Annotated in this window: 6 protein-coding genes and 2 pseudogenes; 6 read left to right on the forward strand and 2 right to left on the reverse strand. The window is 70.9% G+C overall.

Annotated features, from left to right (window positions below):
* The first annotated feature begins 1 nt into the window (after position 1).
* Positions 2 to 955: a ribosome-inactivating family protein gene (locus tag ABZ990_RS28500; protein ID WP_361237572.1), complete on the forward strand. Its 954-nt coding sequence runs from the start codon at positions 2 to 4 to the stop codon at positions 953 to 955.
* A gap of 114 nt (positions 956 to 1,069) precedes the next feature.
* Here the strand turns inward: ABZ990_RS28500 and ABZ990_RS28505 are convergent, their stop codons facing one another.
* A complete protein-coding gene (locus ABZ990_RS28505; RefSeq protein WP_361237575.1) occupies positions 1,070 to 3,121 on the reverse strand; it encodes an Ig-like domain repeat protein in 2,052 nt (683 codons plus the stop codon).
* Between the two features lie 442 nt (positions 3,122 to 3,563).
* Between ABZ990_RS28505 and ABZ990_RS28510 the strand changes: the two genes are divergently transcribed.
* The 4 genes from ABZ990_RS28510 to ABZ990_RS28525 all read left to right on the forward strand — a co-directional run bounded on the left by ABZ990_RS28510 (position 3,564) and on the right by ABZ990_RS28525 (position 12,378).
* Positions 3,564 to 5,618: a vanadium-dependent haloperoxidase gene (locus ABZ990_RS28510; RefSeq protein WP_361237578.1), complete on the forward strand. Its 2,055-nt coding sequence runs from the start codon at positions 3,564 to 3,566 to the stop codon at positions 5,616 to 5,618.
* Between the two features lie 574 nt (positions 5,619 to 6,192).
* Positions 6,193 to 6,510 (forward strand): hypothetical protein, encoded by a 318-nt coding sequence (locus tag ABZ990_RS28515; RefSeq protein WP_361237581.1) that lies wholly within the window; start codon positions 6,193 to 6,195, stop codon positions 6,508 to 6,510.
* Between the two features lie 78 nt (positions 6,511 to 6,588).
* On the forward strand, positions 6,589 to 7,362 hold the full coding sequence (locus ABZ990_RS28520) for a hypothetical protein (protein ID WP_361237584.1): 774 nt from the start codon (positions 6,589 to 6,591) through the stop codon (positions 7,360 to 7,362).
* 102 nt (positions 7,363 to 7,464) lie between these two features.
* Positions 7,465 to 12,378, forward strand: a complete 4,914-nt coding sequence (locus tag ABZ990_RS28525; RefSeq protein WP_361237587.1) for an RHS repeat-associated core domain-containing protein — start codon at positions 7,465 to 7,467, stop codon at positions 12,376 to 12,378.
* 105 nt (positions 12,379 to 12,483) lie between these two features.
* Here ABZ990_RS28525 and ABZ990_RS28530 read toward each other — a convergent pair.
* Positions 12,484 to 13,670, reverse strand: a pseudogene (locus tag ABZ990_RS28530) (dihydrofolate reductase family protein).
* Between the two features lie 460 nt (positions 13,671 to 14,130).
* Between ABZ990_RS28530 and ABZ990_RS28535 the strand changes: the two are divergent.
* A pseudogene (locus ABZ990_RS28535) lies at positions 14,131 to 14,533 on the forward strand (DNA-directed RNA polymerase subunit alpha); the annotation flags it as partial.

The raw sequence follows: 14,533 nt of genomic DNA on the forward strand, positions 1-14,533 counted from the left end.
CATGATGAGAAGCTCTCGCCTTCTGACACGCGGCCTGGCCGGCGTCGCCACCCTGGCCCTCGCGTCCGCCCTGCTCTACGCCACCCCCGCCGCGGCGGCGCCGGACCGGCCCGCTCCGGTGACCGCGTCGACCGCGTCGACGGTATTGCCGGTATCGCCGGCATTGCCCGTGTCGGCGGCATCGCCCGCCTCGAAGACGCCCCGAGCGGCGGGCGCCACGGCGTCCGACATCTCCCAGCCGGAGGAGTTCGCCCTCGCGGTCCAGCGGCTGATCTACCGGATGCGGCACGACTTCTCCGAGCCGATGCCGGTCGGCCCGCGCGGATTCACCCATCGGCTCCTCGGCAGGGGCAACTCCGGGGCGGAGAACTGGGCCACGGTCCCGGTCGGTCACCTCGGCTACGAGGACCCCGCGGAGGTCGAGCTCGTCATCGACCCGGCCGACCTGTACGTCCGGGGGTTCTATCGGCGGTCGAGCAACACGCTGTACCACTTCCGGGGCAGCGAGATCCCCGACTCGATCATGCCCGGAGCGTTCCGGACCCAGCTCAACTTCCCGGAGAACTACACCAACCTGTCCGGCATCACCGTCAACCAGGAGAACATCACCGGGGCCGTCAACAACCTGATGTACAACACCGACGTCAACACGGGCAGCCCGCTGCAGAGTTCGATCGAGCTCATGGCCGTCACGTTCGCCGAGACGGCCCGCAACCGGCGTGTGGGCCAGGAGGTCTACAACGCGCTGCGCCGGGGCGGCTCCTGGCAGGTCCAGGCCCACGCCGAGGCCATCACCAGCTGGGACCACATGGGCGGTGACATCCGGGGCGCCCTGACCGACGGCGACTGGGACGCCACCCGCGGCAGCTACCTCCTCGACGGCCAGCACGGCGGGCAGTTCCGGGGCTACAGCGCCACGTTCCTGCTCGGGTTCGTCTCTCTGATCAAGCGGTAGCGGCCCCCGGGGAGTTTGGGCCCGGGAACGGACCCGATTCCCAGGCAAGCACCCGCGGCACCGTGCCCCTCCCGGAACGTCCGGGAGGGGCACGAGTGCGGGACGGGTGAGGAGTTACGCGCTTCGTGCCTTCCTGTGTCCGTCGCCGTCGCCGGGCCGCTCGCCGTAACCGCCCCCGTCGCCACCGCCGTTGCCGTCGCCGGTGGTGACCTGGATGGTGGCGGTGGCGGTGCCACTGGTGATCTGGCCGCCCTGGGGGTCGCTCGCCGTCGCGTACGCCGTGTTGGTGACCGGGCAGGTCGTACCGCCGCCGTGACCGCCGCCGTCACCACCACCGTATCCACCGCCGTGACCACCACCGTCACGGCCCCGCGTGCACGCGGTCGCGTCGGCCTCGGTGACCGTGTAGCTGCCCTGACACGTGGTGCTCTGCCCGCCGGCAAGGCTCGTCTCTCCGCAGCTCACCCCCGTCACCAGGTCGTCCGTCACCGCCAGACCGGTCAGGGCGGCGGAGCCCGTGTTGGTGACCGTGTACGTGTAGTCGACGGTGTCACCGACCTGGAACGGCCCGGTCGAGACCACCTGCTTGGTCAGCCCGAGCGACGGGACCGCGTTCTCCTCCACGGTCACCGTGACCGCTTCCGACACCGAGGCCGGACAGACGCCGTCGCCCTCGTAGCGCGCCGTGATGGAGTGCGTGCCCACGGGCAGAGAGGTGGTGGTCAGGCTCACGGAGCCGTCCGAGCCCAGCGTGCCCGTACCGATCGGCGTGGTCCCGTCGGAGAAGACCACCTGCCCGGTCGGAGTCCCGACCTCGCACGTCACATCCGCCGTGAAGGTCACCGCCTCCCCGGGCGCGACCGTGGTGGCGGAGGCCGTCAGCGTCGTGGCACTCTCTCCGCGTACCGCCAGTGCCAGGCTGTGGAGGTACCCGCCGGACATCGCCGTGACGCGGTGGCCGGCGGGGATGAGCACCCGGTGCGGCGTGGGGTTGCCGAAGCCGCCGGAGGTGCCGTCGCCCAACTGCCCGTAGTAGTCCGCCCCCCAGGCGTACAGCCGGCCGTCGGACAGCACCGCCATGCTGTGCACGCCACCGGCGGCGATGAGGACGGCATGGGTACCGGCGGGCAGAAGCGTCTCGACCGGCGTCCTGCTGCTGATGAAGTCACCGGTCCCCAGTGAACCTTCCGAGTTGTACCCCCAGGCGAGCACCCGGCCGTCGGAGGTCAGCGCCAGGCTGTGGTTGCCGGTGGACCCCGCGGCGATGGCGGTGATCGTGGTACCGGCCGGGATCAGTGTCTCGACCGGTGTGGGCTGGTAGCGCGTACTGGTGCCTTCCCCCAGCTGTCCGCTCCTGTTGTACCCCCAGGCCAGGACCCGGCCGTCGGACGTCAGCGCCAGGCTGAACTCGCCGCCCGCCGTGAAGGCGGTGACCTCGGCACCGGCCGGCAGGTCCACCTCGACCGGCGTACTGCGATCCGTGATGGTGCCGTCCCCCAGCTGCCCGTAGCCGTTGTACCCCCAGGCGAGGACCCGGCCGTCGGAGGTCAGTGCCAGACTGTGGAGCCACCCGGAGGCGATGGCGACGGCGTGCACCCCCGCGGGCAGGTGCACCTCGGCCGGCGTGGGGTGGGGCTCCTCGAGGGACGTCGTACCGTCCCCCAGCTGCCCTTCGTCGTTCGCGCCCCAGGCGAGCACCCGGCCGTCGGAGGTCAGCGCCAGACTGTGCCCGCCACCGGCCGCGATGGCCTCGACCCGGGTGCCCGCCGGCAGGTGTGTCTCGACCGGCGTGGGGCGCCTGGTGGTGGTGCCGTCGCCCAGGTTCCCCCACTCGTTGTTGCCCCAGCCGAAGACCCGGCCGTCGGACGTCAGCCCCAGGCTGTGGTACGCGCCGGCCGCGACGGCGGCGAGTTCGACACCCGCGGGCAGGCTCACGTCGACCGGGGTGTCGCGCTGGGTGGTGGTGCCGTCCCCCACCTGCCCGTAGCTGTTCCACCCCCAGCCCAGGGCGGTACCGGCCGGCGGGGACTGCCGCGCGCTCGCGGGCGGCGCCGCGAACCCGGCCAGGCACAGGGCGGCGCACAGGGCCGCGACCAGGCCGCGAAGGAGAGCCCGGGCCCGGACCCCGCCCGGACGGGAGCGCATCACATACGAGGGAGGATTCACGCCCCCCTTTCTCTCGCCCTCGCGAACCCGAACCCTCGCGCCACTTTCCGGCCTCACCCGAACGCCGCCCGGCACCACCCACTCGGCCGCCCTCCGGTGGCCGGCGGGACGCGGATGTCGTACGGCAGCCCCGTCACGACGGCAGCCGCGTCACGACGGCAGCGGAGTCGCGGAGGGGGCGGGGAGTGCCCGGTCGGCCATCGGAATCCCGCCAACGTTTGACAAGTACATGTCCGTCGGTGGCGGCTTGGAATATGCCAGTGCGATCGTGAGGCGCTTCGCCGCGAAACCCTGCCGCACCTTCGACGCTCCGGCACGGGTGCCGCGGCCGCATGCCTCCGCGCGCCCGCGCGCACGGAGGTACAGAGGTGAAGCACCGGCACGTCGCACCCTCGCACACCTGTATCGCACCACTGGGAACCTCGACGAAGAGGGAACGTATATGGACGAGAACAGATCGATACGGCGCCGCAGTCTCCTCCTGGCCGGCGCGGGGCTGGCAGCGGGCTCGATGGCGGTCGGGGCCCCGCCCGCGCAGGCCGCCCCGTCCTCACGGGCGGCATCGGCCGCCCCGGCCGCGACCATCGACCACGTGCTGTACTGGAACCAGGTGCTGCGCGACACCTTCCGCGGACTCGTCAAAGGGGCGGCCTCCCCGGGGAGACTGACCAGGACGGCCGCGATGATGAACGGGGCCGTCTACGACAGCGCCAACTCGGCGAGCCGGGCGACCGTCGCGGGCGGCATCGGCCAGCCCTATCTGATCCGCGTCCCCGTCCCGGCGGGCACCGCGCCCGACGTGAGCACGGCGATCGACCATGCCGCGTACGGCGTGCTCAGCGCGTTGTATCCGAAGGCGTCCTATCCGCAGTTCGACTTCGCGGCGGCGCTCGGCACCGCGCAGGCCGCCATCCCCGGCTCCGTCACACAGGCCCAGCGCGAGCAGGCCGCCGCCATCGGATCCCGCGTCGCCCAGGTGATGCTGGTGACGCGCCGCAACGACGGAGCGGACGCCACGATCGTCTACGTACCGGGCGACCGGCCGGGCGACTGGCGGCCCACGGGAGCGGACGCGGCCCTGGACCCGCACTGGGGGAGGGTCCGGCCGTTCACGATGGCGAGCGGAAACCAGTTCCGGCCCTCCTACCCCCAGGGCGCGCGGACGGTCGGCGAACTGATCGGCAACACGACCTATCTCGCGCACGTGGAGGAACTCCGGGACGTCGGCGGGGTCGGCGCCCCGGGCCGTACCGCCGACCAGACCAGGGCCGCGCACTTCTGGGCGAACGACGTGGACGGCACGTACAAGCCGCCCGGCCAGCTGCTCGCGATCACGCAGAGCGTGGCGGGCCTGCTGCCCGACCGGTCCGAGCTGACCAACGCCAAGCTGTTCGCCTGGATGTCGCTGGCGCTCGCCGACGCCGCCATCGCCGCGTGGGACACGAAGTACGACACCGACATCGACCTGTGGCGCCCGGAGACGGCCATCCACCTCCACGCCACCCACCCCGACGCCGGCTGGCGGCCCGAGTCCCGCGACCGCGCCGGCACCTCCTTCTCGCCGCCGTTCCCGGCGTTCATCTCCGGGCACGCGACGTTCGCCGGCGCCTGGTCCCAGGTGCTGCGGAACTACGTGGGACGGGACGACTTCGCCTTCGAGGCCGGTACGGACGACCCGTACGCCCAGGGCGCGACCCGGTCGTTCACCTCCTTCGGCGCCGCCGCGCGGGAGGACGCGCTCAGCCGCGTCTGGCTGGGGGTGCACTACCGCTTCGACGGCGAGTACGGCCTCGCCACCGGACAGCGCGTCGCGGACTGGGCGACGCGGAGCCGGCTCGGCCCGCCGACCGACGTCCACGCCTCCGACAGCTTCGGCCGGACCGTCACCGGCGGATGGGGCACCGCGGACTCCGGCGGCGACTGGTGGGTGGGGGATCCGGCGAGCGGCTACTCGGCCGACGGCGGCAAGGGACAGGTCGTCCTGCCGGCCCCCGGTGTCTCCCGCAGCGCCTATCTGCACCAGGTGCTGACCACCGACACCGATCTGACCCTCACCTTCTCGGTGGACAAGGCCGCCACGGGCGGCGGCGTCTACGTCAGCGCCGTCGGACGCAAGGTCGACGGCTCGGGTACGTACCGGGCCCTGGTGCTGCTGCGCGCGGACGGCGGGGTGAGCCTGCAACTGCGGCGCGCCGACGCGACGGGCGCCGAGACCGACATCGGCACCGCGTCCCAGATCCCGGGACTCTCCGTCACCCCCGGCATGCCGCTGCGGGTCCGCTTCCAGGTCACCGGGGCCGCCCCCACCACCCTGCGGGCCAAGGTGTGGCCGGCGGCGACGGGCGAACCGTCGGCCTGGCAGGTGTCGGCGACCGACTCCACCGCCGATCTCCAGGGCGCCGGCAGCACCGGTCTGCTGGTGTACCTGTCCGGATCGGCCACCAGTGTCCCCGTCACCCTCTCCGTGGACGACTTCAAGGCGGTACGCACGATCTGACGGGCTTACGGTCCGCAGGGCCCCCGCAGCCGCCGCGCCGACAGTCGCGGCATCGCGCAGGGGTGATGCCCGGGGGCCTCCCGCGCGGTTGGACGGAGCCGTTTTCCTGGACGGCTCCGTCCACCTGGCCGAGCCCGCGCGACCCGTGACGGGGGCGCACCGCCGGGGCGCGAAGGAACCGGCCGCGCCGCCCAGGGCTGTCGTGGTCGCCGTCGTCGGGCCGGCTGCCCGGGTGAAGGCCGAGCGGGATCCCATACGGCACTCCTGGCCCGGCGCCTGTCCCGGACCGGGTGCCGGAACCTTCACCCTTTCCAGTGATAGCGGTTCGCTCCGCGCCCGCGCCTCATGCGCGTGAACCAGGATGAAGCCTCCTGCGGGAGAGCGCCAGCAGCCCCTGGGATACGGCCGTCAGGGCCGCGCGAGTCCGAGCGGTCGGCCCTTCCGGACCGGCGGAACGGTCGGTATGCGACCACGGTCGCTGCGTGGCACGGTGGTGCTCGTTCGGGGCCGGGGCGGAGGGCTCGCAGGGCATCCCGTTCATCCCTCGCTTGAATTCAACGACAGGAGGCCTGAGATGGAAAGAGCCTATGACAAGGCGATCGAGATCGGGGATTGGACGCTCTACCAGGACGAAAGCGGAAGTCTTGTCATGAGCTGTGGCGAAACCTCCCTCGTCTTCAGCGCCGAGGGGAGGATCAGCTGCGATCGAAGGGATTTCATTCAGGACAAGGATGAGGTCGACATCTGGCACGTCAACCGGAATTCGACCCTGAACGCCACGATCAGTGGATCGAGCGGCAAGCCGGATCAATGGAAGTCCTGGACCTACTGGAAGCAGGGGAAACCCAACAGGGACAGCACGGTGCGGATCGAAAAGATCAAGAAATCGTAGAACATGCCGCCTCTCGGGCAAGGGGAATCAGGGCGGGGGAGGCCAGCAAACGGCAAACGCACAATCCAGGAGGCGACGATGGCGTGGACAGGTGTGTTGGATATCTCGGTGGTGACCGAGAGCGGGCAGATGGAAGCCCAGAGCGGGGTGGGTCACTGGACCGGGGTGGTGGTATCGGTTCTGCCGATCGATGCTGAGGGCGACCCTGTCGAGATCTCTCCCAGCGAGTTGGTCGAGAGAGTGGAGCTCATCGACTACGTCGATGAGTCGGAGCTCAACAGGGAGGGCTCCTCGGGCTGGTGTTACCAGGTGACATCCCGGCCCTTCGAAGTCCTCGGAGAGGGCGGACCCGCCGGTCCCGGGATCAAGGACGGGTCGACTGTCCAGGTTAAATTCGATGTGTCCTGTCGGACCTCTCCGGCGCCGATCCGCCGAAAGTCGATCGGGATCAGGGTCCGGACTGATGAAGGCGTGAAGGTCAGCTCGCAGAATGGAGGAGACGGTTTCTTCAACCGGGTCGTGATCGATGTGGAAGGAACCGACAAGCCCATCGAGGTCGGGAACTGGCTGATCCGGCAAGGAAAGCAGGGAAGCCTGGTCATGAGCCTCGGAGGGACCTCCTTCACTTTCGCCGCCGACGGGAGAATCGAGTCCGACGGAAACGAGTTCATCCGGGAACAGGACTCGGTCCACATCAGGCACGTCCAGCGGGCCGGATCGAGCCTGAGTGCGACGACCAGAGGAGCCAGTGGCAAGCCCGATGGGAATATCTGGAACGCGTGGACGTACTGGAGGGAGCTTGAGCCCGACTCCGAGAGCGAGGTGAACTTCCAGAAGCGCAAGACGACATAGACGCGCCGTCAGCAGCGTGCGCGCATGCCCGGACGAGGCTGAGCAGCGCCGCTGCGGAGCCCGGCGGAACATGACGATCGGCACTGCGGAGGCTGTTTTTCCATGGCTTCATCCGAGTTCTTCACTCAAGCCGGCAACTTCGGCAGCGCGGTATCGGGGGGTGTGGATCCCCGGACGGGCCTGTTCAACCTCGCGATCGAGTTGGGCGGGCTCGTCGGCAACCGCAACATCGGCCCGTCGCTGCCGCTGACGATGAGGTATTCCCCGCTGTCCAAGGCCGACGTGGGCTTTGGGAAGGGTGTCTCGCTGGGCCTCACCACCTACGACACCGATAGAAGGCTGCTGTCCCTGTCCACGGGCGAGCAGTACAAGGTGGCGGACGTTGGCTCGGATGTCGTCCTGGAGCAGAACAACCTCGATGTGGTCCGGATGTTCAAAGAAGAGGACCGGTACCGGATCGTTCGCAAGTCCGGTGATGTGGAGATCCTGACCGGTCCGGGGAACGCGCACCGAACGAAGGTGCCGACCGCTCTGCTGACGCCCGCCGGCCGCGGTGCTTTCTTCTCCTGGGATTTCGGCGGCGCACAGCCCCGGCTCACGGAGATCGCGGACGAGAGCGACACGCTGCTGACCGTGGAATACCGGGAAACCAAAGTCGTCCTCGATGTCCTGCCCGACCGGCCGGAGAACTACACCGTCGAGATGTGGATCCGCAAGCAGGTCCAGGACAAGATGGTCGACAGCGTGCACCTCGCCAGGTCCGGGCAGGACGACCTGGTGTGGACTTTCTCTTTCGCGGACGTGGGCCAGCAGGGGGAGCAGGAAGTCTGGATCAATGGCGTGACCACGCCGAGTGGGATGTCCGAGACGGCTTCCTACGGGCCGGGGCCCGAATTCCCGTCCTCCTCCAGACTTCCGTCGCTACCCCGCGTGGCGCGCTTCGTCCGGATGCCGGGTGGTGAGCAGCCCTTTGTCGAATCGACCTACACCTACCGCAACAGCTTCGTCGGGGACCCGAATTCCCAAGCGGCCTGGAACCCGGACAGAGACAATCTTTACGAGGCGCTGACCGGCTATACCTACGGATCCACGGAGTCGAGGAAAGGCGGAGATCAGCCCGCGACCATCACCCGTGAGTACAACAAGTACCACCTGCAGACAGGTGAGACGTCATGGCAGAACGGCTGCTCCCGGAGCGTGCAGACGGAGTATTACGCGAAGCCCGGCGAGCCGTTCGGCGCGCAGCCCGCCCAGTTCCAGCTCCCGAAGAGCCGCACGGTCACCTGGACCGGCCCCCAGAATGCCGAAGACTCGTATCAAGAGGTCACCGAGACCGAATTCGACGCGTCGGGCAATCCGTTGAGCCAGACCGAGCCCGACGGCACCGTCACCACCTGGACGTACTACCCCGCGGAGGGAAGCGGATCCGACTGCCCGCCCGACCCCAACGGGTTCACCCGCCTCCTGGCCGGCGTCACCCGGACACCGCCGGAGACCTCCTTCGACGCACCTGTCCACGAGACCCGCTACCGCTACACGGCCCACACGGGCACACCGGATCCGCTTGTGGAGACCGTGGTGCTGAAGGCCGAGGAACAACGCCACGCCGACGGCGTGCTCCTGACGCGGCAGACGTTCACGTACAGCACTCCGCCGGTGGTGCGGAACAGCGCCTCGTACGCGGAGTACGGCCGTCTCGTCCGCCTGGTCGAGACCGAGTACCCCGACGGCGACGACGGCCCGGACTACACCGCGACGCACGACTTCACCTTCTCGGTGGAGGAGGACGCGCTGGACCAGACTCACACGCGGACCACCCACGACGGGCTCGCCGTGACCCGCTCGGAGAGCCGTTCGCGGTTCACCGGACGCCTGTGGTCCACCACCGACCCCCAGGGCAACGTCACCGCCCTGACCTACGACGTGTGGGGACGTCTGCTCACGCGCACGGCGAACCCGGACACCCCGTACGAGGCACGGGAGACCCACACGTACGAGATCGACGCCACGACGGGGTTCGTCACGACGTCGACCGACCCGCTGGGCAACCAGGTGCGCGAGACCCTCGACGGCATGGGCCGCCCCCTCAGGAGCGAGCGCAAGGACAGCGACGACGACACCTGGTACACCCTCCGGACCTGGAGCTATGACGCCCGGGGCCGGGTGTCGGCGGCCGAGACGCTGGACCACGTGCGCGGGGGCGACACGGTCGCCCTGACCCGGACCTTCACTTACGACGACTGGGGGCTGCTGTCGGCCACGGACCTCGGCAACGGCGCGTCCCTCCTCACCGAGACCGACCCGGTGCACCGGACGATCACGACCTGGCGAGCGGGTGACGGCGTCCCGGTCACCGGACGGGAGGTGACGACCGTCGACGCCCGGGGCGAGCCGGTGAGTGTGGAGTGGTTCGATCTGGACGATGTACGGGCGGGCGGCCGGTCGGTCGAGTACGACGGCTGGGGCCGGACGCGCCGGGAGACCGACGAGCTCGGAAACGTCACACGATACGACTACGACTCGCGCGGCCGGCTCGTCCGTACGACACTCGCGGACGACACGGAGGTGTCCCGCACCTACGCGCCGTTCTCGGCGGACGCGCTGGTCACCGAGGTCTCGGTGAACGCGGTGCCTTACGGCACCCAGGAGTTCGACGGCCTGGGCCGGACGATCAACACCACCTCCGGTGGGCGTACGTGGCATCAGTCGTACGCACGGCCCGGCGATCCGCTCCCGTCCTCGGTCACCGCGCCCGACGGGGGGATCCGCACCTACGCGTACGTCCCGGCGCTCGGCAACGCCCTCTCCGAGCTGACGGCCGGCTCGCTCACGCAACGGTTCGCGTACCACCCGGTCTCCGGATCCCTCACCCGGGCGGAAGAGGACGAAGTCACGATCACCCGTGACTATCATCCCTCCGGCCTCCTGAGCTCGGACGCGAGCGAACGCGCGAGCCGGTTCGCGTACACCACGCGATGGAGCTACACGGTGGGCGGCCTGGAGGACGGCTACACGGAGGCCGACGGGGCCGCCCAGCGGATCACCAGGGACGTGTACGGCCGGATCTCGGTGATCGACGACCCGGCCATGCGCGTGACGACGACCTACGACGACGCCGACCGGGTGTCGGGGTGGACCACCGAAGCCCCGGACACGGGGCACACCCTGACGACCGCGCTGACCCTGGACGACTTCGGCCGCGAGGTGGAGCGGACGATCACCGACGGACAGGGGACCTCGTGGACCCTGACGCAGGCATGGCGGTACAACAGCCTCATCGGCAGGACTCTCTCCCGCGACGGCACGATCCTGCGCGACGAGACCTTCGCCTACAACGCGCGCAACCAGCTCACCGAGTACCTCTGCGGGGGTACCGCGCTCTCACGGGACGACCGAGGCAACGCAGTCGCCAAGCAGACCTTCGTCTACGACGGATACGGCAACATCACACACTGCGAGAGCACGTTCTCCGAGGGCTCCGGAAGCCCCGACGACTCCGATACGGCCACGTACGCGTACGAGAACGCGTCCGACCCCTGTCAGCTCACCGGCGTCCGCCACACGCACCCGTCGTATCCGGCCTCCCTCGAACTGATTTACGACGCCGCGGGGCGGCTGGTCACCGACGACGCCGGGCGGACGCTCGCCTACGACGCGCTGGGCCGCCTGCGGTCGGTGGGCGCGGAGACCGGAGCGGAGACCGGTTACATCTACGATCCGCTGGACCGGCTGCTGGTCCAGGAGACGGGCGGCACCACCGAGGTCCTGTCCTACCGGCAGGACGTCCTCGGGTCCGTGCTCGTGGACGACGAGCGCACCCGACTGCTGCGGACGGCTCCGGGCTGTGTCGCCCAGCATCGCGGCGAGGGCGCGCGGGCCGACACCCGACTGCTCGGAACGGACGGCAAGCGCACCGTGCTGGTGGCGGCCATGGGCGGAGAGGAGGCCGAGGAGTACACCTACACGGCCTACGGCCACCGCCCGGTGGTTCCGGGCGGCAGCGTCCTCGGCTACGACGGGGAACGGACCGACCCGGCACTCGGATGGCTGCACCTCGGCAACGGCTACCGCGCCTACCACCCCGGACTGATGCGGTTCACCGCCCCGGACATCCTCAGCCCGTTCGACGAGGGCGGCATCAACCCGTACGCGTACTGCCTGGGCGACCCGATCAACCGGACCGATCCGTCGGGCCACTTGAGCTTCAGCGCCTGGCTCGGCATCGGACTGGGCATCGCCGGTCTGGTGGCGACGGTGCTGACCGGCGGCGCGGCCATCGTGGCGGCCGGCGGGGTGGCGGCGGCCGTGAACTCGGCCTCGGCCACGGCGCTCGTCGTGGGCACCCTCGGCGTCGTGTCCGACGTGACCGCGGTCGTCAGCGGCGCGCTCGAGGAAGTGTCACCCAAGGCGTCGTCCATCCTGGGTTGGGTCTCGACCGTCACCGGGAGCTTCGGCGACATCGCCGAAGCAGCCGGCGCGCGCGCCGCCCGCAAAGCGGGCCGCGACACCGCCAAGGAACTCACCGGCAGAGCGCGCGGTCTCGCCAAGGCAGGCGAGCGGATCGGCGAGGCGGCGGACCGGTTCGCCGACGCGGGCGAGCTCATCGACGAGATGGCGGGTCACCTGGCCGAACGGCGTCAGCGCCCGACGGGGGCCGGCGCGGAAGACGCGACCCGGCCGCTGCCACCGCGGACCCGTGCGGGCGGGGACACCTGGCTCGCCCCCTTCGAGACCGAATCTCCCAGAGGCGACAGCCCGCTCGAGGGCGAACGCCCGAAGCGGCCGGCAGGCCCCCGTCCCGCCCTGTCCGCCGCCCACGGCGACAAATCCGTCGTGCGGAGCGGCAAGGACCCCGAAGCCCGCCTCCGTCCCAAGGACCCGGCCATCGCCGTCAAACTGCGACGGCACTACCCCCGGGCCGCCCTCGACACCGAGGGGTCGGCGGGCGAGCCGCAGGGACAGCCGGCGGGGGGAGTGGACGATTCCGGCCTGACGAACGCCACCCGGAGCCAGTAGCTGTCCTTCGGATCTCGTAGGGGCCAGGAAACGGAGGCCGGGCTCACGGCCTCCGTCCGCGGTCGCCCGCGCCCGCCGGCGCGGATGCACGCCGGCCCTGCCGGCTCAGAGCAGGTGCCGGTTGGGTGCCTGCGCGGCGTTCGCGTACTCGGGCAGGGCGACGACCGTGATCCCCGCGTCCTCCAGGAGCCGGGTCCCGTCGGCGTCGGTGACGAAGGTGTCCGGCTCGCTCCAGGCCGTGACGACCCGGCGCAGGCCCGCGTCCTGGATGAGCCGGGCGCAGGTGCGGGGACGGGAGGCCCGCCGGGCGCAGGGCTCCAGGGAGCTGTAGATCGTGGCGGTGGCCAGCCGGGGGTCGGCGGCGGGGAGTTTGGCGAGGGCGCCTTCCTCGGCGTGGTCGTGGGGGTCGCTCTCGCGGGAGTAGCCGCGGGCGAGTTCGGTCCCGTCGGCCGCGACGACGACCGCTCCCACGCTGAACGCGGTCGTGGACGGCGGGCAGAGCGCGGCCAGTTCGCAGGCGAGGGCCAGCCAGTACCGGTCCGCGGCGTTGGGTTCGCGGCCGGTGCCCGGGGCGGCGGCCGGGGGAGGGGTGCTCATCGGGGCTCCGTCGAAAGGTCCTTGGGGGCGTACCTCAGGAGTACCACGTCACCGATCCGGCGGGCCTCCAGAAGGCGCAGCCGGGCCGAGGGGCCGCCGGGGTAGGCCGCCGGGCCGAGCATCCGTACCGCGTCCGGCTGGCCGACCAGGAGCGGGGCGACGACGAGGTGGAGTTCGTCGGCGAGCCCCGCTTCCAGGAGCCGGGTGTGGACGGTGCCGCCGCCCTCGACCATGAGCCGCTCGACGCCGTAGCGGTCGCCGAGCAGGTCGAGCGCGGCCGGCCAGACGTTCTCGGCCGGGACGCCGTGCACGGTGGCCAGGCCGCCGAGGGCGGCACGGGCCTTCGCGGCGGCGGCGTCGCCGACGGCCAGGACGAGCTTGTCCCCGCCGTGGTGCCAGAACTTCCAGCCGGGGTCGAGGTCGCCGGTGCCGGTGACGGTGACCTTCAGCGGGTACGCGGGCTTGCCGGCCGCGACCCGTGCCGCCCTGCGCTCCGCCGAAGCGACGAGCAGGCGGGGATTGTCGGCGCGGAGCGTCCCGGCGCCGACGAGGAGGGCGTCGGAGTCGGCCCGTACGGCGTCGACGCGCGCGAAGTCCTCCTGATTGGACAGCAGGAGCCGCTCCTCGCCCGGGCGGGTGTCGAGGTGGCCGTCGAGCGAGACGGCCGCGGACAGCAGGACGTACGGGCGGGGCATGGTCTCTCCGGAAGGCAGCGGCGGGAGCGGTGTGGGCGGTGGCAGCGGTGGTGGCGGTGGTGGCGGGGCGGCCGGGGTGGCCGGGGACGGGACAGGGACGGGGTCGGACGGGGCGAGGGCGAGGGTACCGGCGGGAGGGCGGGTGCCGGTCCGGCGGCCGGGTGGCCCGCCCGGAAGGGGCGGCGCCGAGGGGCGGGACCTGAAGCGGGGACAGGGGAACGGCCCCGAAAGGGTGGTGTGGAAGGGGCGTGCGGGCCCGCTGGGGCGGGCGGCCCCACGGACCGTCCGCGACGGTTTCGCGCCGGTCCCCGCCCCGTACGCCCCGTACTCCCGGGCCGCCGAGCCGGTCGGCAGACGGATGGTGTCGGGCGGTTCGGCCTTGTAGGCGACGGAATCACCCCTACTCTTCGTGGTGTCCACGGCGCCGCACAGGGGCGCCACACACTGGAGGCAATGTCTCGTGCTGATCGCTCAGCGTCCGTCGTTGACCGAAGAGGTCGTCGACGAGTTCCGTTCCCGGTTCGTCATCGAGCCGCTGGAGCCGGGCTTCGGTTACACCCTCGGCAACTCGCTCCGCCGTACGCTTCTGTCCTCGATCCCGGGCGCCGCTGTCACCAGCGTCCGCGTCGACGGTGTCCTGCACGAGTTCACCACCGTGCCGGGCGTCAAGGAGGACGTCACCGACCTGATTTTGAACATCAAGCAGCTGGTCGTCTCCTCGGAGCACGACGAGCCGGTCGTGATGTACCTGCGCAAGCAGGGTCCGGATCTGGTCACCGCCGCCGACATCGCGCCGCCGGCCGGTGTCGAGGTGCACAACCCCGACCTCGTCCTCGCCACGCTCAACGGCAAGGGCAAGCTGG

Source organism: Streptomyces sp. NPDC046203, from assembly GCF_040646255.1.
In the GTDB taxonomy this organism is placed as follows: domain Bacteria; phylum Actinomycetota; class Actinomycetes; order Streptomycetales; family Streptomycetaceae; genus Streptomyces.